Origin of the sequence: Streptomonospora nanhaiensis, from assembly GCF_026642255.1 — a bacterium.
GTDB lineage: Bacteria > Actinomycetota > Actinomycetes > Streptosporangiales > Streptosporangiaceae > Nocardiopsis > Nocardiopsis tropica.
On the sequence record NZ_CP113264.1, the window covers coordinates 5,779,199 to 5,799,419 of the forward strand.

Sequence of the window (20,221 nt, forward strand, 5' to 3'; positions counted from 1 at the left end):
GTGACGACCTCAGATCCCGCCGCGTCCGGCACCTCCGCACCCGACGACGCCGGGCGGGAGCCCTCCGCCCCCGGGCGCGCCGCCCCGGGCACCGACGGCTCCCCCGGCGACGGCGCCTCCGGACCGGGAGCCGGCGAGGGCCCCGGCGACACCGGCGGGAAGACCCGCCCCGACCGCCCCGAACGCCCCGAACGGCGACGGCGCCCCCTGCGGCGCCTCGCCCTGCTGGCCGTGTGCGCCGTGGTGGCGGGCTTCCTCCCGTTCGTGTGGCAGGTCGCGAGCACCTCCGGCGACCGCCACACCGCCGAGGGGGTGCCCGAGCGCCCGGTCGCCCTGGTGCTGGGCGCCGGCGTCCGCCCCGACGGCCTGCCGTCCCTGCTGCTGGCCCGCCGCCTCGACACCGCCGCCGAGCTGTACTTCGCCGGGAAGGTGGAGGCCGTGCTGGTGAGCGGCGACAACAGCGTCGACCACTACAACGAGACCGACACGATGAGCGACTACCTGGTGGCCGCCGGGGTTCCGGAGAACCGGATCGCGGGCGACTACGCCGGGTTCTCCACCTGGGACTCGTGCGTGCGCGCGCGGGAGGTGTTCGGGGTGGAGGAGGCCACGGTGGTCACCCAGGACTTCCACCTGCCGCGCGCGGTGCGGCTCTGCCGGGACGCGGGGATCGACGCGGTCGGGGTGGCCGACTCCAGCCTGGAGGAGCGCAGGTTCGCCACCCTGTACGGGTGGGTCCGCGAGGTCCCCGCCGCGGTCGCCGCGCTGGGCACGGCGGTGTTCCGCCCCGACCCGACCTTCCTCGGGGGCTACGAGACCGCCGTGGACGACGCCCTGGCCGCCGACGCGGAATGACGCCCGGGGGCCGCGCCGGTGACCGGGGCGGCCCCCGGACCTCTAGCGGCCTCCGCCGAAGAGGCGTCCGAACAGGCCGCCCGGGGCGGGGGCCTGGGGAGCGGGGGCCGGGGCCGGGGCCGGGGGCACCTCTTCGTCCTCCTGCTCCTCCTCGGGTTCCACTCCCACCAGGGCGCGGAACTCCTCGGCGGTGTCCGGCAGCGCCCAGGCGTCCAGCGTCGCGGTGAACTCCTCGTCCTCCCACGCGGAGGCGGGCAGCTCGGCGATCGCCCACAGCACCTTGAGGGTCTCCTCGTCGTACTCGGCGCGGGCGTGCTCCTCGGCGCTGTGCCCCTTGGTGCGGGGGCCGAGGACGATCTCCAGGCCGACACCCGTCACCAGGGCGCGCGAGTCGGCCTCCTCCTTGATCAGGCCGGGCAGCATGTCCAGGCGCAGCCGCCGCGCGCGGCCCCCGGCGCGGCCCAGGGCCAGGAAGCCCAGGACCTGCGGCGAGCGCCCGCCGCAGTGCGGCCACGACTCGTTGAACAGGCCCGCGTAGCCCATCGAGGTCCCGCCGCCGCGGCCGATACGGCGCAGTGCCTCGCGGGGCGTGTCCTCCCCGTGGATGAGCACGAGCGACACCGACGCGGCGAAGGAGTTGTAGAGGTTCCCGCCCGCCATCTGGTGGGTGAGGGCCACGGTCGTGTCGATGTCGGCGGCGTCGGCCACCAGGCCCAGGGCGAACAGCTCCGCGGGCAGCGGCTCGCCGCTGTCCAGCCCTCCGCTCATCACCTCCCGCAGGCTCGTGGGCGCCTGCGGGGCGGGGCGCAGGTCCTTGGCGAGCAGGACCTGGGAGGCTCCGGTGATCTCGGAGGCGATCCGCTCGGAGTCGTCGGTGAGGAAGGCGAGCAGATAGCTGACCCACTCCCCCGCCCGGTCCAGGCCCCCGCGGTTGACGCCGCCCTTGAGGAGGGTGACCAGGTCGGGGACGCGGGCGAGGACGGCCTCGTAGGTGTCCAGCTCGGCCTGGAGGAGTGCGGCGCCGTTCGGCTGCTCCATGACGGCGAGCCGGTTGCGCATGCGGAGGTGGTGCTGCTCGTCCGGGGCCTCCTCGGCCCAGGCGCGGTACTGCTCCCGCACCTTCTCCACGTCGGTGGACGTCGCCCACGCCACCTCGTCGCGCCACTGGCCGAGGTCGCGGACCTCGGGGAGGCGGTCCTCCGGGTGGCCGGCGACCAGCTCCAGGAGCAGGCTCAGGGGACGCCAGCGGTCGGTGGGCGGGGTGCCCTCGGCGCAGGCGGTGTCGACCAGGAAGTCGACGATCCTGGGCGCGGCGACGTGCCCGGGCGCGGGGAAGTGGACGAGGTCGTGGAGGTCCGACAGTGCGGTGTCGCTCCCGGCGAGTTCGGCGAGCAGTCCGGGGACGCGCTCGCCGCCCTCGGGGAGGAGCGCCGCCCAGTCCACGCTCTCCGCGCCGTCGTGTGGGTCGTTGTCCGTGGTCGCGTTCATGGGCCCGATTATCCCGGCTCAGCCGGATCGCGCGAATCGGCGGCGGCGTCGACCTTCTCACGCCCCCGAGGGGAACCCCGTGCCCTCCTCCGGGACGAGGGGTGGTCGTACCCTTCCCACTCCTTCGAGGGAGCCCCCCGCCGGGGCGCGGTCACGCCTCCTCGTGCGCGGGCGCGGGGCGCAGCACCGCGTCGCGCAGGGCCTTGACGGCGGCGCCGACCTCACGGGCGTAGCCGATGAGGGTGGAGCGGCGGCGGGCGCCGAGGCTGGGGTCCCCGACCCCGACGGCGTCGATCCCCGCCGCGCGGGCGAGGGCGACCGTGCGGGGCAGGTGGAAGGACTGGGTGACCATGGTGGCCGCGCGGACGCCGTGCAGGTCGCGCACCCGGACGCAGGTGTCCCAGGTGCGGTAGCCGTACCGGTCGGCCTCGATCCGGTCGGCGGGCACGCCGCGGCCGACGAGGTAGGCGGTCATCGTGTCGGTCTCGTGTCCGGAGACCTCGCGGTTGTCCCCGGAGACGATGATCCGCCCGACCCTGCCGTCCTCGTAGAGGCGGACGGCCAGGTCCAGGCGGCGGGCGAGCAGGGGCGAGGGCCCGTCCTTCCACGCCGCGGCGCCCAGGACGACGGCGACGGGCCGGTGCGGGACGGCGCCGGGGTCCTTGCGGCGCCCGGCGCTGGCCAGGTAGGTCCAGGCGTAGGGGGCCAGTGCCAGGGCGCACGCGCCCGCTCCGACCCCTGCGATCCACCAGCCCACGCGTGCCGCCTCTCCGGTTGTCGGCGCGCCCCGCGGCGCGCCGCACCCATCATGGCGCACGGCCGGGCACGGCCGGACGGGGAGTCCGGTCCGCACGGGGCCGACGGGGCGCGGAAGCAGTGGACCGGGCCGGGGCGGGGAGGGGTGGGAGCAGTGCGCCGGGACGCGGCGAGGGAGGACGCGGGTGCGGCCGGAGCGCGACCGACGGGGCCCGGGAAGCCGCGGGGACGGGCCGTACGGGGCCGCCGGGCGGGGCGGCGGGCCGGGCTCGTCGCCCTGCCCGTGCGGGCGCCGGGTTCAGGCCCCGCGGCCGCCCCAGGAGAAGGGGCGCTTGTAGCGGACGCGCAGGCCCCCGCCCTGGCACGAGCCGGTGACGACGAAGTGCGGTGCGCCCTGCTTGCGCATGGAGTCGACGTCGGAGCGCTGTGAGCCGAACCAGGAGGCGTCGCAGTCGACCGAGGCGGTGGCGCCCTCGGGGAGGATCAGGTCGGCGCTGCCCCAGGAGGCGTCGACGTGGACCTCGGTGACGGGGCTCGTGAGGACGGCCTCGCGGAAGTCGAGCCGGGTGGAGCCGTACTTGTTGTGCGCCTCGACCCGGTGGGGGACCTCCCATGCGCCCTTGCGGACGATGGAGCTCCCTCCGCCCTTGAGGACCATGGGGTCGCCCTGGGGCCGGGCGACCACCCCCGGGACCGTGCCGGGGACCGAGGGCAGCGGGGACGCCGCACCGCCGGGGGCGGGCAGGTCGGAGGTGAGCGGTTCGAGGTCGGCGTAGGTCTTGGCCGCGTAGGTGGCGTTGAGCCGTTCGTCCAGCTCGTCGAGGGTGATCCGGCCCTCGGCGGCGGCTTCGCGCAGGACCTCGGAGACCTGGTCGCGCTCAGCGTCGGATATGCGCATCCGGCTCATGTCGTTGGGGGCCACTGTGCTCGTCCCGGTCCTTTCCGCTCTTTTGTCACCACCAAGGTAGAGCATGGGGTGTGACGGTCACGGAGTCGAGCGGCGCCGGGGCCCTCGGGTCGGCGAAGGTTGGCCGCGCCACCCGCTTTGGAGAGGGTGGGGACTGGGTACCGCTTCTCTAGAGCGGTCCGGGAGCCAGAGCGGTTGAGGACTCTGCCGGGGTAGGACGGACCCCGGCAGAGTCCTGAACCACACGTGGTTTCCGCCCCCCGTGCGCTCTACGATCTCGCGCGGGGGCGCCGTCTGCACAGAGCGTGTCCGAAACCGGCCACAACGTGTACCCCTCCCGCGGCGACGGACCCGGTTCCGCGACGATCACACGTTCCCCCTCTCCCGCCGGGTTTCGGTCATACCCTTCCCTGACGACAGTTCTTCCTCACTGTCCCCACGGATCCCACTCCGAGCTGGCAGTCTCGCCCTCTGTTACTCAATTTCGGTCAGGTACATAACCCCCATTACGGACACCAGCCCTTCGCACAGAACCGCAGGTCGCGGAGCCCGCACCGCGGCCCCGCGGAAAAACCCGCCCAGCACCTCGAACGCGCTTGCGCAAAATACCCTCTGAACAGGGGTTATATGAACCCCGAAAACCCCTCGCAACCCGGCGGGAATCGCCCCCGGGGCGGCGTTTGCCCAAATTCGCCACCGAGCATGTTTCAGGTGAACGCGACGGTCGCCCGACCGGCTTCCCCTCGCGCGACACCATCCGCTCCGACCTCCTCAGCACCGCAGACACCACTTGGTCGAAGACCGGAGGAATCCACGACGTGTCCGCCCTTGCGATCGCCCCGACGTTTCTCAGCGACTTCACCCGCCTCACGCCCGACGTCCAGCTCGACACCCTGGCCGTGATGCGCGCCTGCCAGGCCGGGGACGACCCCGACCTGGAGGCCGTCGCCGGCGCCGCCGACCCGCGCGTGCGGGTCGTCAGCATCGCCCCCGACTGGACCGGCGTCGTCGTTCCCGACCCCGACGGGGAGGGACGCGGCGAGCCCGGAGAGGACCGCCCCACGGACGGTACGCACTACCGGCTCATCACCGTGCGCCCGCGCGACGAGGCGCTCCGCTTCGCCCGCGGCCTGCGCCCCGAGGTCCTGGAGTCCCCCGGGGCCGGAGCCGTCGACCCCACACCCACCGGCCCGCCCGAACTCGCCGACGCCCTCGCCGCGCCGTTCGACCAGTGGCAGATCACCCTCCACCCCGACCAGCACCGGATCACCGAGGCCCGCTTCAAGGGGTCGGCGCAGATCACCGGGGGCCCGGGGACGGGCAAGACCGTGATCGCCCTGCACCGCGCCGCCCACCTGGCCGAGCACGACGCCGCCGCCCGTCCCGGGGACCCCCGCGAGGCGGTGCTCCTGACCACCTACAACCGGGCCCTGGCCCTGTCCCTCTCCGAACGCCTCGACCAGCTGCTGCCCGACCCCGGCGTGCGCGCGCGGGTGCGGGTGGCGACCATCGACAGCCTCGCCCGGTCGGTCGTGCAGTCGCACAGCAGCGTCGCGCCGCGCATGGTCGGCAGGGACGAACTGGCCCAGCGGTGGCGTGCGGTGGCGCTGGCCGACGGCCTGCCCTTCTCCGGCCGCTTCCTGGTGGACGAGTGGGAGCAGGTCATCCTCGCCAAGGGGCTGGAGCTGCTGCCGCAGTACATCCGCTGCGAGCGCAGCGGCCGGGTGCAGCACCTGGCCCCGGAGCACCGCCGCCAGGTGTGGGAGACCGTGCGGCGCTACGTCGGCGCCATGCGGGTGGAGGGGCTGTGGTCCTACCCGCAGCTCGCGGCCGAGGCCGCCCGCGTCCTGGGCCGCGGGGCGCCGCTGTTCCGGCACGTGGTGGTGGACGAGGCCCAGGACCTGCACCCGAGCCAGTGGCGGATGCTGCGCGCGGCGGTCCCGGAGGGCCCGGACGACCTGTTCGTCGTCGGCGACCCGCACCAGCGGGTGTCCGACAACCGGGTGTCGCTGGCCTCGCTCGGCATCAACGTGCGCGGGCGCGGCCACCGGCTCCGGACGAGCTACCGCATCACCCAGGAGATCCTGGACTGGAGCATGCCGATCCTGGGCCGCCGTGCGGCGCTGGGCATGGACGACAACGCCGACACCCTGGCCGGGTACCGGTCCCTGCTGCGCGGGCCCGCGCCGGTGGTGCGCGGCTGCGACGACCGCGCCGAGGAGCTCGCCGCCCTGGGCGACCGGGTGCGGGCGTGGCTGGAGGCCGGCGTCGAGCCGGCCGAGATCGCGGTGGCGGGGCGCAACCACTGGGTGGTGCGCGGCATCGCCAAGGAGCTGGAGGCCAGGGGGATCCCGACCGCGCCGCTGGAGGACGGCGGCGACGCCGCGGCGGTGCGCGTGGGGACGATGCACCGGCTCAAGGGCCAGGAGTTCCGCTGTGTGGCCCTGGTCGGGGTCAGCGACCACCTGCTGCCGCCCAAGGCCGCGATCGAGGCGGCCGACGGCGACCAGGTGGCGCTGGAGCAGGCGTTCCAGCAGGAGCGGACGCTGCTGTTCGTGGCCTCCACACGGGCCCGCGACGCGCTGTACGTCTCCCACGTGGGCCGGGCCAGCCGCCTGATCACCGACAACTGGTAGTCCGCGGTACCAGCGGGGCGTCGCCGTCGGCGGCGCCCCGCGCCCGTACGCTGCCGACCGGACGTGAGCGCTTCGGACCGCTTCGCCTCCTCGGCGCCCCGCGCCCGTGCCCGCCGGGGCGGGCGCGGGGCCGCCCCGGCCGGGCGGCACGGGGCCCGCCCGGGGAGAACGGCGGGGGCGCCGCTCCACAAGCCGCCCCCGCCGACCGCGCCCCGGAGCCGGGACCGGTCCGTGTCAGCCGCCCCCGCCGACCGCGCCCCGGAGCCGGGACCGGTCCGTGTCAGCCGCCTCCGCCGTACTGCCCGTTGAGGTTCGGGATGGTCATGCTGTCGGTGCCGGCCATGGGGTTGTCCACCTCCACGTCGGTGACGATCATGAACGGCAGCAGCAGCGGGGGCGGGAAGTCCGGTGTGAAGGTCAGCGGGATCCCCAGGAGCCGCACGTGCATGCGTGTGATGTGCAGGCGCACGTCACCGGTCAGGTTCATGGTGGGCAGGCCCAGGCTCATGCGGGTCCCCCCGTCCTCGAACCACAGCTCGCCGTTGTCCACGTCGGCCTGGCGCATGCTGAGCATGATGTAGCGCCGCGGACCGTCGGCGGTGGGGCACTCGACGACGCCGTCGTAGCGCGCCCCCCTCATGGTGAGCGTGTCGGCGGTCAGGCCGGACGTGCGGACCGAGCCCTGGAAGCAGTCGTGGTCCTCGTCGACGGGGACGTCGGGGAGTTCGCCCTCGTCCCGTGCCGCCCGGCAGGCCTCCACGGCCTCCAGGAACTCCTCCTCCGACCCCGCCAGCGCGGACTCGCCGGAGAGCAGTTCGCAGGCCGCCGGGTCGGCGCCGGTCTCCTCCTCCGGTTCCTCCTCGGGCTCCTCGTCCTCCCCCGGCTCCTGCGGCTCCCCGTCCTCGCCGGGGTTCCCGCCCGGTTCCGGGGGTTCGCCGGTCGGTCCGGCGGAGGGCTCCTCCGAGGGGTCTTCCGAGGGGGCGTCCTCGGGCTGCTCCTCCCCGCCGCCCGGCGGGGCGAACCAGTCCCAGGGCCAGCCCAGGGTGGGAGCGGGGGCTCCGGCCAGCACCACCGCCACGGCCAGCGGCAGCGCCAGGGCGGCGAGCGGCCCGGTCCTCGGGCGCGGGTCGGCGACTCCGCCCTCCCCCGGGGCCCCGGCCGTGCCCCGGGATGCGCCGCCGCCCCCCGCGGTCGCGTCCGCGGAGTGCGGGACGCCGCCACCGGCGCCGTCGTCCTCCTCGGAGGGACCGGCGCCCGTGACTCCCTCCGCCGGCCCGGGGCCGGAGGCGTCGGCCTCCTCAGGCACGGGACCGGAGGCGTCGGCCGTCCCGGCCCGGCGGCGCCCGCGGGAACGGCGGCGAACACCGGGGGCCCACGCGAACACGAGGGAACCGCCGACGATGCCGAGCAGCATCCCGATGACGAACCCTCCGAAGTTGGAGGTCACGAAGGAGACGAGGGCGAGGGCGAGCCCGACCAGGCCGAAGAAGACGTGCTGGGCGGGCTGGAGCCAGCTCAGCGCGCCCAGGGTGATCAGCAGCGCCGCGATGAGGGCGCCGGACACCCCGGCTATACCCGCGTAGACGATCAGGTCGATCGGGAGGATCAGGCTCTGCGCGGCCGGCGCCAGCAGCAGCTCGACCCCGGCGGCGACGAGGAGGACACCGCCCCAGAACGGGCGGCTGCGCCGCCAGTCCCGGAAGCGTCCCCGTCCCGTCCGGAGGAGGGTGAGTGCGTGGGTCATGGCATCAGAAGCACTCGTGGGCGCCGGGCCTGATCGCCAGGCTCAGGCCGGACAGGCGCAGCGAGCCGGAGGTGACGGCCCACGTGGTCATCTCCATGTCGGAGACGGTGATGGTGTCGGCCTGGAGGCCGAAGCCGCCCGCGGGGCCCTGGCCGTTGTCGGCCCTGTCCAGCGTGCTGGCGTCGCGGCCGATCTCGATGGCGCCGAACTCGGCGTTGCCCTGGAGCTGCTCGATGTCGATGACGAGGTTGGTGCCCTCGACGGGCGTGGTCTCGCCCGCGTTGATGACGAGGGTGGCCTCGCCGATGGGCAGGTCCCAGAGGGAGGACATGCACAGGTTCGTCAGCTCGGCCGTGTTGACCGAGGAGAGCCCGACCGGCCGGGTGGAGCCGTCCACCGAGGTGGCGACGTCGCCGAACTGGGTGAACCCGTGTCCGGCGAGCTGGTCGGCGGACATCTTGAAGCTGTCACCGGAGACCGCGAAGGACGCGGCGAGGAGGCCCTGGGTGGTCATGCCGCCCAGGACCGCGGCGGCGGCGAGGCCGGGGACCACGACGAGCGCGAACCTGCGCCACAGGGTGCCGCCGCCGGCTTCGTGCTGCTCAGGCGCGTCCCGAGACGCCTCAGGCGCCTCGTCGGAAGCCTTGGGCATGAGTACCTCCAGTGTTCCGCCGCCGGGGGCGGCGAGGGGGAGCGAAACTTGCGCCGGAGCACGCCACGCGTGTTACATGGAACACACCCTACTCGGCGGTAGTGACGAACATTACAATATCGAATGTCACATTTCTAGATGGCACATTCAATGTTGCGGACTCGTATCCGGCGCACTACGAGGCCCGTGACTGACCCGGAGAGAGATCAGCCGTGCCCCCAGAGCGCAGAGCAGAACCATCCGCCGCCGCCCCCGAGGAGGACCCCCGCTTCGACTACGACGTCATCGTCGTGGGGTCGGGATTCGGCGGCTCCGTCAGCGCCCTCCGCCTCACCGAGAAGGGTTACCGCGTCGGTGTCCTCGAAGCGGGCCGACGCTTCACGCCCGAGACGCTCCCGTCCTCGTCCTGGGACCTGAAGAACTTCCTGTGGGCCCCGCAGGCCGGCCTGTACGGCATCCAGCGCATCCACCTGCTGCGCGACGTGATGATCCTCGCCGGGGCCGGGGTGGGCGGCGGCTCCCTCAACTACGCCAACACCCTCTACCACCCCATGGACCCGTTCTTCGAGGACCCCCAGTGGGGGCACATCACCGACTGGAAGACGGAGCTCGCCCCGTTCTACGACCAGGCCCGCCGGATGCTCGGCGTGCGCACCAACCCCACCGTCACCCCCTCCGACGTGCACCTGAAGGCGGTCGCGGAGGACATGGGCGTCGGCCACACCTTCCGCCTCACCCCCGTGGGCGTGTGCTTCGGCGACGGGGAGGACGGCGACGGCGCCGAGGCGGCCCCCGGGGAGTCCGTGGGCGACCCCTACTTCGGCGGCGCGGGGCCCGAGCGCCGGGCCTGCACCGAGTGCGGCGAGTGCATGACCGGCTGCCGCCACGGGGCCAAGAACACACTGACCGAGAACTACCTGTACTTCGCGGAGCGCGGCGGCGCCGACATCCACCCCCTGACCAGCGTCGAGCGCGTCCGCGAACTGCCCGGCGGCGGCCTCGCCCTCGACACCGTCCGGACCGACGCGCCCCGGCGGCGGGAGAACGCCCGCACGTTCACCGCGCGCGGCGTCGTGGTGGCCGCGGGCACCTACAACACCCAGACCCTCCTGCACCGGATGCGCGACTCGGGGCTCCTGCCCCGCCTGTCCGCCAGGCTCGGCACGCTCACCCGCACCAACTCCGAGGCGCTCGTGGGCGCCATGAGCAAGCAGGTGCCGCCGCCGGAGGACCTGACGCACGGCGTGGCCATCACGTCCTCCATCCACCCCGACGAGAACACGCACATCGAACCGGTCCGCTACGGCAAGGGCTCCAACGCGATGGGGCTGCTCACCGCCATGCAGGTGCCCGGCGGCGGGAGGATCCCGCGCTGGCTGCGGTTCATGGGGCTGGCGGCGCGCCACCCGTACGTGTTCGTCCGCAGCTTCTCCAACCGCCGCTGGTCGGAGCGGGTCATCATCGGCCTGGTGATGCAGTCGCTGGACAACTCGCTGACCACCTCGGTCCGCAGGGGGGTGTTCGGCGGCCGGAAGAAGCTCACCTCCCGGCAGGGGCACGGCGAACCCAACCCGACGTGGATCCCCAAGGGCCAGGAGGCGGCGACCCGGCTCGCGAAGCGCATCGACGGTTTCCCCGGCGGCACCTGGGGAGACGTGTTCGACATCCCGATGACCGCGCACTTCCTGGGCGGCTGCCCGATCGGGGACAGCCCGGAGAGCGGCGTGATCGACCCCTACCACCGGCTGTACGGGCACCCGGACATCCACGTGGTGGACGGCTCGGCGGTCAGCGCGAACCTGGGCGTGAACCCGTCCCTGACGATCACCGCGCAGGCGGAGCGGGCGATGTCGATGTGGCCGAACAAGGGCGACGATGACCCCCGGCCGGAACAGGGCGCCGGCTACCGCCGGGTCCGGCCGGTCCTCCCACGGTCCCCGGCCGTCCCCGCCGGGTCGTTCGCCGAGCTGCGGTTCGGCACGACGCTGCCCCTGGCGGTGGTGGACGCCTCCTCCCCCGCCGGCGAAGAGGTCGAGGCGAAGGTCGAGGCCGTGGCCGTGGAGGTCGCGGAGACGGTGGAGGCGGCCGAGGGCCCCGGGGACGGCGAGCGGGGATGAGCGCCGGTGCGGGGCCGGACCACCCGGTCCGGGCCCGCACCGGTCGTCCCGTTGGGGCGGCCCGGCGTCCGCACCGGCCGGCGCGGACGCCGGGCCGTCGGCGGCGTGGGGGGCGCCCCGCCCGGGGCCGGGGGGTGCGTCGGGGCGGGGGATCGGAGGTGCGTCGGGGGGGCCGGGAAGGGTGCGGGGGCGCGGGCTGCCTGGGAGCGGACCGTCAGGAGGGGCCCGTCAGGCCCTCCGCCCGCGGATGGCCCCCCTGCTCCCGCTCCAGGTGCTCCATCGCCAGGGCGAAGTGCTCGCCCATGACGGTGGTGAGGTTCTCCGCCATCGCCTGGGCGAGGACCGCGTCCACGGCCTGCTGCGCGAGCGGGCGCACGCGCCGGATGAGTTCGGCCATCTCGGCGGTCTCCTCGCTGCGGACGACCGTGCCGGGGGCGTGTTCGGCGATGATGTGCTCGGAGACCAGGCGGACCATGTGCTCGGCGACGCCGCCGACCTTGTCGCGCAGGTTCTCGGCTATGTCCAGGACCGAGCCCACGCTCATGCCGAGCTTGACGAGCTCGACGCCCGCGTGCAGCAGCCGGGGGCTGGGGACCCTGAAGCGCAGGCCGTCGCGTTCGAGGACACGCAGGTCGAGGGCGCGCTTTATGGTCTTGGGCGTCACACCCTTGCCGAAGAGGTCCCGGAGTTCCCCGAGCGTGACGTAGTCGGCTATCTCGTCGCTCCAGGCGTCCCCTATGGCCGACTCGAAGCCGAGGATGTCGGAGAGGTCGCCGCCGCGCTCCCAGACCCGGAACATCTCACCGATGTTGGCGAACGTGTAGCCCCGCCGCAGCAGCTGGCCGATGAGCCGCAGGCGTGCCAGGTGGGCCTCGGAGTAGATGCCCACGCGGCCCTCCCTGCGGGGAGGAGCGAGCAGACCTCGGTCCTGGTACACCCGGACGTTGCGGACGGTCGTGTCGGCAAGCCGGGCGAGTTCGTCAATGCGGTATTCGGCCATGGGTCCAGCCTAGAGACCTCCCCGAAGGTTACCCGTCAGTAAATCCGCGCCTCCGGGCCATTGCACCATGACAACGAGCATTGTAACGTTTCCGAAACAGGAGTGAGGGGCGTCACACGCCCGCCCGTCGCGACGCCCCCGCCGCCCCCTGCGGGGCCCCGCCCCGCGCTCCTTCGAGGAGGGACCACGTGTCCGGACACACCGCGAAGACACCCCGGCTCACCGACCGGGAGGACATCGCCAGGCGCCTGCTGCGCGGATCGGCGAAGGCCTCCTTCGACCCGCTCGTCGAGATCGACTGGGACGCCCCCGTCGAGGACCTCTGGGGGATGCGGCCCGAACGGGTCTCCCTCTACGGCACCCACCTGTGGGACCGGCTGACCGACGCCGAGCGGCGCAGGCTCAGCCGCCTGGAGATGGCCAGCACCATGGCCACCGGCATCTGGTTCGAGACGATCCTGATGCAGATGCTCGTCCGCCACGCCTACCACAACGACCCCACCACCAACCACGTCCAGTACGCCTACACCGAGATCGCCGACGAGTGCCGCCACACCGTCATGTTCGCCAGGGCGGTCGGGAAGCTGGGGTCCCGCGCCCACCGGCTCGACCCCGCCGCGCACTTCCTCGGCCGGGTCTTCAAGGCCCTCGCCCACGGCCCGCTGATCTTCGGCGGCGCGCTGTTCGTCGAGGAGATCCTCGACCAGCTCCAGCGGGAGATGATCGGCGACGAGGAGATCGAACCCGTGGTCCGCGCCACCTCCCGCATCCACGTGATCGAGGAGGCCAGGCACATCCGCTACGCCCGCGAGGAGTTCCACCGGGACTGGGCCGCCCGCGGCCCCCTCGACCGGGCCTACAGCCGCGTCGTCCTCGGACTGGTGACCTACTACTCCGCCACCCGGCTGGTGCACAGGAAGGTCTACGCGCAGCTCGGCCTCGATCCCCGGGAGGCCGCGCGGGCGGCCCGGCGCAACCCCCGCTTCATCGACAGCAAGACCCATCTGTCGCGCAAGGCCGTGAGGACGCTCGGCTCCGCCGGGGCGATCTCCGGCCCCGGCGCGTACTTCTGGCGCAGGGCGGGGCTGCTCGGGCGCTGACGGCGCCCGCCCCCTCCCCCTCTGCCCTTCCCCCTCCGTCCCTCCCGCCCCCGGCGCCCCCGCACCGCCGCGGCCGGGAGCGGCGCCCGGCCGGCGTCCGCGCGCGGGCACCGGCAGGCACCGGCAGGCACCGAACCTACTCGCGAGTAAATTTCCCATCTCAACCCATTGCATTGTGACAATGCTCGTTGTAACGTTCCCGCAATGACTGTGGAGGAGATCACATGACGCCCCCCTCGCCGCGCCACCTGCGCCGGCTGCCCGGCCGGAACGCCGTCGTCACCGGCGCCTCGGGAGCCTTCGGCAGCGCCACCGTGGCCGTCCTCCGCCACCTCGGCGTGAACGTCGTCGGCATCGACCGCAAGCCCTCCCCCGGCGTCATCGGCTGCGACGTCACCGACGACGGGCAGGTGCGGGACGGCGTCGCGGAGGCCGTCGAACAGCTCGGCGGACGCCTGGACCTGCTCGTCCACTACGCGGGCGTCGGCCCCTCCGTGGACATCGGCCACGCCCCCGGCTCCCCCGCCCACCAGGCGCTGGAGGTCAACCTCCTGGGCACCTGGCGGGTGACCGCGGCCGCGATGCCCTCCCTGCTCGAGAGCAGGGGGCGGATCGTCGTCACGTCGTCGCTGCTGGCCAACCTCCAGCTCCCGCTGGCGGGCGCCTACACGGTCTCCAAGCGCGCGGTCGCCGCCTACGCCGACTGCCTCCGCGCCGAGTACGGGACCCACGTCGGCGTGACGACCGTGTTCCCCGGCTACGTCGACACCCCCATCCACGACAGCTCCCGGGCCACCGGCGCCTCCCTCGACGGCCTCGTCCCCGCCGAGCGGACGCGGGACACGGTGATGGCCGTCGTCCGGGCCGCCGCCGCCCGGCGCGCACCGCGCGACGTGGCCTCCACCGCCCTGGGCACCGCTGCCCTGCACCTGACCAGGCACTTCCCCGGCGCCACCGAGCAGATCGTCTCGCTCCAGCTCGGCCTGCTGCTCGCGGACGGCGCCTTCGACGGGGCGGAGATCGCCCGGGGCCTCCACGCACGCCACGGCGGCCCCGCCACCCAGAACGCGTCCTGAGGAGGGACCAGATGACTGCGGAGACCACGGCCGGGCCCCGGCTCACCGACCGGGAGGACATCGCCAAGCGCCTGCTGCGCGGATCGGCGAAGGCCTCCTTCGACCCGCTCGTCGAGATCGACTGGGACGCCCCCGTCGACCCCGGCATGTGGGCCATCCGCCCCGAGCGGATCTCCCTCTACGGGACGTACCTGTGGGACCGGCTCTCCGACGCCGAGCGCAAGGAGCTCTCACGCCTGGAGGTGGCCAGCGTCGCGACCATCGGCATCTGGTTCGAGACGATCCTGATGCAGATGCTCGTGCGCCACGCCTACCACAACGACCCCACCACCAACCACGTCCAGTACGCCTACACCGAGATCGCCGACGAGTGCCGCCACACCGTCATGTTCGCCAAGATGGTGCAGAAGCTCGGCTGGGAGGCGCACCGGCTGGACCCGGTCACCTACCACCTGGGCCGCGTCTTCAAGGCCATCGCGCACGGCCCGCTGATCTTCGCGGGGGCGCTGTTCGTCGAGGAGGTGCTCGACCAGCTCCAGCGCGAGGCCGTGCCGGACGAGCAGATCCTCCCCCTGGTGCGCTCGGTCGCCCGCATCCACGTGGTGGAGGAGGCGCGGCACATGCGCTACGCCCGCGAGGAGTTCCAGCGCGACTGGGTCACCCGCGGCCCCCTCAACCGGGCCTACAGCCGCATCGTCCTCGGACTGGTGACCTACTACTCCGCCACCCGGCTGATCAACCCCAAGGTGTACGCGCAGGTGGGGCTCGACCCGAAGGAGGCCTACGAGGTCGCCCGGAAGAACCCGCACTGGATCGGCACCAAGACCTGGGCCGCGCGCAAGGTGGTCGGCACCCTGGGCACCGCCGGGGCCATCACCGGACTGGGGCGGTACTTCTGGCGCAAGGCCGGGCTCCTCGGCTGACGCGTCCCCGCGGGACCGCCCGCACGGCCCGCTCCCCGGGGGCGCCCCTCCGCGGGACCCTCCCCGCCGCCGTCGGACCGCCGCGCACCGCGACCGGCCCCCGGCCCCACAGACCCGCCGCCGGAAGACGAGACGCGCCACGTCTTCCGGCGGCGGCCCCGACCTCCCGGGGGCGAAACGCGCCACGCCCCCGGGAGCCGCACCTCCCGGAGGCGAACGCGCCTCGCCTCCGGGCGGCGACTCCCCCGGGGGCGTACGCGCCACGTCCCCGGGGGCCACACCCCCGCCTCGGGAGGCACCACCCCGGGCCGGTTCGCACGAAGGGACCAGAACGTGACCGAAGCACCCCCGCACTTCCGGGTGGCCGTCATCGGGTCGGGATTCGCCGGCCTCGGCATGGCCGTCCGGCTCAAGCAGGCCGGTCTGGACGACTTCGTGGTCCTGGAGCGCGCCGACGACGTCGGCGGCACCTGGCGCGACAACGACTACCCGGGCGCCGCCTGCGACGTCCCCTCCCACCTGTACTCGTTCTCGTTCGCGCCCAACCCGCACTGGAGCCGCACGTTCTCCCCCCAGTCCGAGATCTGGGAGTACATGAAGCGGGTGGCCGGGGAGTACGGCGTGGACCGGCACGTGCGCTACGGCAGCGACGTGCGCTCCGCGCGGTGGGAGCCCGACGGCAACCGCTGGCGGATCACGACCGACGGCGGCACGGTGACCGCCCAGTTCCTGGTGAGCGGGGCCGGCCCCCTCGCCGACCCGTCCTACCCCGACATCAAGGGCCTGGACTCGTTCGAGGGCAAGCTGTTCCACTCCGCGGAGTGGGACCACGGCCACGACCTCGCCGGCCGGAGGGTCGCGGTGATCGGCACCGGGGCGTCGGCCATCCAGTTCGTCCCCCGGATCCAGCCGGAGGTCGGCGCCCTGACGCTGTTCCAGCGGACCGCCCCGTGGGTGATGTTCCGCCACGACCGCGACATCACCAGGGTCGAGAGCTGGCTGTACCGGACCTTCCCGGTCACTCAGCAGATCGCGCGCAAGAGCATCTACTGGGGTCGGGAGACCTACATCCTCGGCTTCGCCAAGAACCCGAGGCTGCTCACCGTCGTGGAGCGGCTCGGCAGGGCCAACATCGCCCGCAGCGTCAAGGACCCCGTGCTGCGGGCCAAGCTCACCCCGGACTTCCGGGCGGGCTGCAAGCGCATCCTGATGTCCAACGACTACTACCCGGCGCTGGCCAGGCCCAACGTCGACGTGGTGACCGACGGCATCACGGAGATCCGCCCCCACGCGGTCGTCACCCGGGACGCGTCGGGCCGCGAGACCGAGCACGAGGTCGACACCGTCATCCTCGGCACCGGCTTCCACGTCACCGACCCGCCGATCGCCCAGCGCATCCTCGACGCGGAGGGCCGCTCCCTGGCCGAGCACTGGGGCTCCGACGTGCGGGCGTTCCGGGGCACCACGGTCGCCGGCTTCCCCAACGCCTTCGTGCTGGCCGGGCCGAACACCGGGCTGGGGCACACCTCCCAGGTGTTCATGATCGAGGCGCAGATCCGGTACACGATGGAGGCGCTCAAGTACCTCTGCAAGCACGGGCTCGACCGGTTGGACGCGCGCCCGGAGGCGGAGAGGGCCTACAACGACATGGTGGACGAGTCCATGGAGGGCACCGTGTGGGTGTCCGGCGGCTGCGACAGCTGGTACCTGAACGAGGAGGGGCGCAACACGACGCTGTGGCCCACCTTCACGTGGGACTTCGCGCTGCGCACCCGCTGGTTCGACCCGCACAACTACGACCTGCGGGTGGACCGCGCTCGCACGCGCGGCGCCCGCCGCCCCGCCGTCGCGGCCCGGGGGCCGGCGGTCGGCGGAACGAGAAGGAGAGGGAGAAGGAGGGCCGATGAGCGGGTTCGGTGATGACGAGGAGGAGTACCGGGGCACGGTCACGGTCGTGCTGCCCGGTCCGTCCGACGGGGAGGACGGCGCCGCCGTCGAGGTGGACGCCCACCTCGCGGGCAACTTCTCGCCCCTGACCGGCGACTACCGGTGGCGGGGCCGCCTGTCCGCGAGCCCCGAGGTGACCTCGGCCTTCCGGGAGGGCGCGCGCACCGTCGTGGTCCGCACGCCGGACGGGTTCGAGGGCACCGGCGCCCTGGGCGAACCCAACCTGTGGGGAGGCCACCCGGTCAACGGGGCGGGCTCCCCTCCCTTCGCGGTCCCCCGGATCGACGTCGACGAGCTCGACGCCTGACCCCCCGAACGTCCCCCCGGGCCACGCGCCGACCCGGGGGGACACCCCCGCGGCGCGACCGCCGTCCCGTCCCCGCCCCGGGGCGGCACCCCTGAGCACCCCCAGAGCGAGAGGCAACCCCGATGGCCATCCGACACGTGGGCCGCGCCCGCGAACTCCAGGTCCGCTCCGCCGACGGCACGCTGCTGCACGCCGAGGTCCGCGGCCCCGAGGACGGGCCGACCCTGGTCCTCGCCCACTGCTGGGCGACGTCGCTGGCCTCGTGGGGGCCGGTGGTGCGCGAGCTGGACCCGAACCTGCGCGTGGTGCTCTACGACCAGCGCGGACACGGCCGCTCGCAGACGCCCCTGACCCGGGCCGGGTACAGCACGGACAAACTGGCCGACGACCTGTGCGCCGTGCTGGAGGCGACCGTCCCCGAGGGGCGCCGGGCCGTGGTCGCCGGGCACAGCATGGGCGGGATGACGATCATGGCCGCCGGGGACCGCAGGGTGTTCCGGGACAGGGCGGGGGCCGTGCTGCTCACCAACACCGGGTGCACCCAGCTGCCGAAGCGCTCCACCGCCATCCCGCTGCCCGGCCCGCTGGGCGCGCTGGGCGCGAGGGCGTTCCTCCAGGCTCCGCTCCCCCTGGGCCCGGCCAACGCGGTGAGCGCGCGGGCGCTGAAGTTCCTGGTGATGGGCAAGGAGGCGGACCCGCGCACGGTGAGGCTGTGCGCGAGGCTGGTGCACGCGTGCGGCGGCGTGCCGCGCGGCCGGTGGGGCGGGGTGATGAGCGGGCTGGAGCTGGACGACACGGCGCGGCGGATCTCGGCGCCCACCGTCGTGGTGGTGGGCACGCAGGACAAGCTGACCCCTCCGTGGCACGCGCACCACATCGCCGGTCTGCTCCCGAACTGCGAGGAGGTGCGGGAGGTCCCCGGCACCGGCCACATGGGCCCGCTGGAGAACCCGCGCGTCCTGTCCGACCTGCTGGAGAAGCTCGCCGTCGACCACCTGCGGGCGGAGCTCGCCGCCTGAGGCACGGCGCCCCGGCACCGGGCCCGACCCCCTCTGCACGTCACCGGAGGTGCCGACGTGCCTCCGCGGCGAACCGGGGAGCCCCCGCCCGCTCCAGCAGGGCGAGGACGCCGGGAACCGTCGTCGAAGGAAGCGAAAGCCCCGGCGGGCGGGTCAGAGGTCGCGGGACAGGGTCGGGACCACGTGCTCCGAGACCTCCGAGTGCACCTGGTGCAGCCGCGTCTGCACGGCCCGCCGCAGCTTGGCCAGGCACTCGACGAGGGTGATGTCGTCCCCCACCAGGCCGCCCTTGGCCACGGTCGGGGTCCCGTCCAGCGGTCCTCCGCTGAGGTGCCCGTGCACCGCCAGGGGCACGACCTCGCCGCCGACGTCGAAGGCGTGCACGTCCAGCTCGTCCAGCAGGCTCGCGACGAGGTCCCCCCCGGTCAGGTAGAGGCCGCTGGGCAGGGCGTGGGCGCCCGTGGTGTCGGCCACGTCGTTGACGACGTCGGCCACCAGGCGGGCGATCCGGCCGGGCAGTTCGGCCCGAGCCTGGGCGGGCATCCCCCGCACCCGCTCGGCCGGGGTGACCAGCCTCAGCACGCACAGCTCCGGGAACCCCGAGGACGTCAGCTGGTCGGTCAGCTCCGCGGCGACCTCGTCCCCGTGCCCGCTCCCCGGGTCGGCGAGGGCCACCGCGTCCACGTCCACGAAGCGCACCGCTCCCGTGCGCGCCACCGTGGCCAGCTGCCGCCGGGTCAGGTCGGTGGTGCTGCCGACCACGCCGAGCAGCGGTCCGCGCGACCCCGCCTGGCCGCGCAGCCGCAGCGCGTACGCCAGCAGCGCGCCCGTCGGCCCGGGGTCGACGGACACCCACACGACCCCGTCCCGCTGGTGGGCCTCGGCGGCGGCCTCCGCGATGTCGGTGAGGTGCTGCTCGGTGCTCGCGTCGCAGACCACGACGGGCTCGTCACCGGCCAGGAGCTCCGAGGTCAGCATCGCGTGGGTGACCTGTCGGACCGGGACGTGCCGCACAGGGAGGTCGCACTGGGCGGCGAGGATGTCCGCGACCACGCTGGTCGTCATGGGGAAGAGGGGGTCCACCGCCAGCTCCGTGCGTTCCAGCGGCAGCCCGTGGAGCAGTTGCAGGCCGTCCTCGGTGATCCGGCCGGACGCCGGGAAGGCGGGGCTGAACAGCACCCGCACCCGCGTCCCCGCGGGCACCCGCTCGCGGACCGCGTCGTAGGCGGCCTCCAGTTCGGCGCCGATGTTGCCGCGCAGCGTGGAATCGGTGCGCTTGACCACCAGACCCACCGGCCACACGGCTTCGACCACGTCGGTGACCAGGTCGGCGGCCTGGTCGGCAGGGACGTGCCGGCTGTCGAGGTTGGCCACGACCACGTCGTAGTCCCCGGCCACCTGGCTCACGTGCTCCGGGGTCACCGTGGCCACGCGCATCCCGGTCCGGGCGAACCTGGCACCGGTGGCGTTCGCGCCGGTGAGGTCGTCTGCGACCACGAGGACCTGGGCCACGACACGTCTCCTTCGGTCTTCGGGACGAAACCCTGGGGCAACCTCCCCCCAACATAGGGCCACGGGGAGGCGCCGCAGGCCCGGGACGCCGCCGGGGACCCGGTCCGCCGTCCGCACCTCCCGGGGCGGGGGCGCAGCCCCTCCCCCTCTCCGCCGGCTCCCGTCCCCCCGGAGCCCGCCCG

General features: G+C 74.0%; 16 protein-coding genes. 9 read left to right on the plus strand and 7 right to left on the minus strand.

The annotated features are described in order from the left end of the window. Positions 1-855, plus strand: a complete 855-nt coding sequence (locus OUQ99_RS24880) for a SanA/YdcF family protein (RefSeq protein ID WP_346660217.1) — start codon at positions 1-3, stop codon at positions 853-855. A gap of 42 nt (positions 856-897) precedes the next feature. Here OUQ99_RS24880 and OUQ99_RS24885 read toward each other — a convergent pair whose 3' ends face one another. The 3 genes from OUQ99_RS24885 to OUQ99_RS24895 form a co-directional block, all read right to left on the minus strand. Then, positions 898-2,343 (minus strand): hypothetical protein, encoded by a 1,446-nt coding sequence (locus OUQ99_RS24885; RefSeq protein ID WP_267946207.1) that lies wholly within the window; start codon positions 2,341-2,343, stop codon positions 898-900. Between the two features lie 151 nt (positions 2,344-2,494). After that, positions 2,495-3,100 carry a SanA/YdcF family protein gene (locus OUQ99_RS24890; protein WP_267946208.1) on the minus strand — a complete coding sequence of 202 codons (606 nt, stop codon included), beginning with the start codon at positions 3,098-3,100 and terminating at the stop codon, positions 2,495-2,497. 297 nt (positions 3,101-3,397) lie between these two features. Then, positions 3,398-4,021: a DUF1707 SHOCT-like domain-containing protein gene (locus OUQ99_RS24895; RefSeq protein ID WP_267946209.1), complete on the minus strand. Its 624-nt coding sequence runs from the start codon at positions 4,019-4,021 to the stop codon at positions 3,398-3,400. 803 nt (positions 4,022-4,824) lie between these two features. On the opposite strand from OUQ99_RS24895, the gene OUQ99_RS24900 reads away from it, so the two are divergent. Then, positions 4,825-6,642: a UvrD-helicase domain-containing protein gene (locus tag OUQ99_RS24900; RefSeq protein ID WP_267946210.1), complete on the plus strand. Its 1,818-nt coding sequence runs from the start codon at positions 4,825-4,827 to the stop codon at positions 6,640-6,642. A gap of 280 nt (positions 6,643-6,922) precedes the next feature. On the opposite strand, the gene OUQ99_RS24905 is transcribed toward OUQ99_RS24900, so the two are convergent. Together OUQ99_RS24905 and OUQ99_RS24910 are read right to left on the minus strand one after the other, a co-directional pair. Continuing rightward, positions 6,923-8,386, minus strand: a complete 1,464-nt coding sequence (locus tag OUQ99_RS24905) for a DUF6114 domain-containing protein (protein ID WP_267946211.1) — start codon at positions 8,384-8,386, stop codon at positions 6,923-6,925. 4 nt (positions 8,387-8,390) lie between these two features. Further along, positions 8,391-9,038 (minus strand): DUF6230 family protein, encoded by a 648-nt coding sequence (locus OUQ99_RS24910; RefSeq protein WP_267946212.1) that lies wholly within the window; start codon positions 9,036-9,038, stop codon positions 8,391-8,393. A gap of 212 nt (positions 9,039-9,250) precedes the next feature. Between OUQ99_RS24910 and OUQ99_RS24915 the strand changes: the two genes are divergently transcribed. Further along, on the plus strand, positions 9,251-11,155 hold the full coding sequence (locus OUQ99_RS24915) for a GMC oxidoreductase (protein ID WP_267946213.1): 1,905 nt from the start codon (positions 9,251-9,253) through the stop codon (positions 11,153-11,155). A gap of 214 nt (positions 11,156-11,369) precedes the next feature. Here OUQ99_RS24915 and OUQ99_RS24920 read toward each other — a convergent pair whose 3' ends face one another. Further along, complete coding sequence (locus OUQ99_RS24920; RefSeq protein ID WP_267946214.1) at positions 11,370-12,155, minus strand: MerR family transcriptional regulator; 786 nt, start codon at positions 12,153-12,155, stop codon at positions 11,370-11,372. 188 nt (positions 12,156-12,343) lie between these two features. Between OUQ99_RS24920 and OUQ99_RS24925 the strand changes: the two genes are divergently transcribed. The 6 genes from OUQ99_RS24925 to OUQ99_RS24950 all read left to right on the plus strand — a co-directional run bounded on the left by OUQ99_RS24925 (position 12,344) and on the right by OUQ99_RS24950 (position 18,527). Continuing rightward, positions 12,344-13,255 carry an AurF N-oxygenase family protein gene (locus OUQ99_RS24925; RefSeq protein ID WP_267946215.1) on the plus strand — a complete coding sequence of 304 codons (912 nt, stop codon included), beginning with the start codon at positions 12,344-12,346 and terminating at the stop codon, positions 13,253-13,255. A gap of 224 nt (positions 13,256-13,479) precedes the next feature. Then, positions 13,480-14,331 (plus strand): SDR family NAD(P)-dependent oxidoreductase, encoded by an 852-nt coding sequence (locus OUQ99_RS24930; protein WP_267946216.1) that lies wholly within the window; start codon positions 13,480-13,482, stop codon positions 14,329-14,331. Positions 14,332-14,342: 11 nt separating this feature from the next. Beyond that, a complete protein-coding gene (locus tag OUQ99_RS24935) occupies positions 14,343-15,254 on the plus strand; it encodes an AurF N-oxygenase family protein (RefSeq protein WP_267946217.1) in 912 nt (303 codons plus the stop codon). Positions 15,255-15,587: 333 nt separating this feature from the next. Next, positions 15,588-17,174: a flavin-containing monooxygenase gene (locus OUQ99_RS24940; protein WP_267946218.1), complete on the plus strand. Its 1,587-nt coding sequence runs from the start codon at positions 15,588-15,590 to the stop codon at positions 17,172-17,174. After that, on the plus strand, positions 17,158-17,508 hold the full coding sequence (locus tag OUQ99_RS24945) for a DUF4873 domain-containing protein (RefSeq protein ID WP_267946219.1): 351 nt from the start codon (positions 17,158-17,160) through the stop codon (positions 17,506-17,508). Before OUQ99_RS24940 ends, OUQ99_RS24945 begins: the two co-directional genes overlap by 17 nt. Before the next feature lie 122 nt (positions 17,509-17,630). Further along, positions 17,631-18,527 (plus strand): alpha/beta fold hydrolase, encoded by an 897-nt coding sequence (locus OUQ99_RS24950; protein WP_267946220.1) that lies wholly within the window; start codon positions 17,631-17,633, stop codon positions 18,525-18,527. Between the two features lie 153 nt (positions 18,528-18,680). Here OUQ99_RS24950 and OUQ99_RS24955 read toward each other — a convergent pair whose 3' ends face one another. Next, entirely contained in the window at positions 18,681-20,039 is a 1,359-nt protein-coding gene (locus tag OUQ99_RS24955; protein ID WP_267946221.1) for a four-carbon acid sugar kinase family protein, read from the minus strand. Positions 20,040-20,221: the final 182 nt, after the last annotated feature.

Coding starts and splice junctions, on each gene's coding strand:
- OUQ99_RS24945 (WP_267946219.1), top strand. CDS start 17,158: ATGAGCGGGTTCGGTGATGACGAGGAGGAGTACCGGGGCACGGTCACG.
- OUQ99_RS24950 (WP_267946220.1), top strand. CDS start 17,631: ATGGCCATCCGACACGTGGGCCGCGCCCGCGAACTCCAGGTCCGCTCC.
- OUQ99_RS24910 (WP_267946212.1), bottom strand. CDS start 9,038: ATGCCCAAGGCTTCCGACGAGGCGCCTGAGGCGTCTCGGGACGCGCCT.
- OUQ99_RS24920 (WP_267946214.1), bottom strand. CDS start 12,155: ATGGCCGAATACCGCATTGACGAACTCGCCCGGCTTGCCGACACGACC.
- OUQ99_RS24885 (WP_267946207.1), bottom strand. CDS start 2,343: ATGAACGCGACCACGGACAACGACCCACACGACGGCGCGGAGAGCGTG.
- OUQ99_RS24905 (WP_267946211.1), bottom strand. CDS start 8,386: ATGACCCACGCACTCACCCTCCTCCGGACGGGACGGGGACGCTTCCGG.
- OUQ99_RS24935 (WP_267946217.1), top strand. CDS start 14,343: ATGACTGCGGAGACCACGGCCGGGCCCCGGCTCACCGACCGGGAGGAC.
- OUQ99_RS24930 (WP_267946216.1), top strand. CDS start 13,480: ATGACGCCCCCCTCGCCGCGCCACCTGCGCCGGCTGCCCGGCCGGAAC.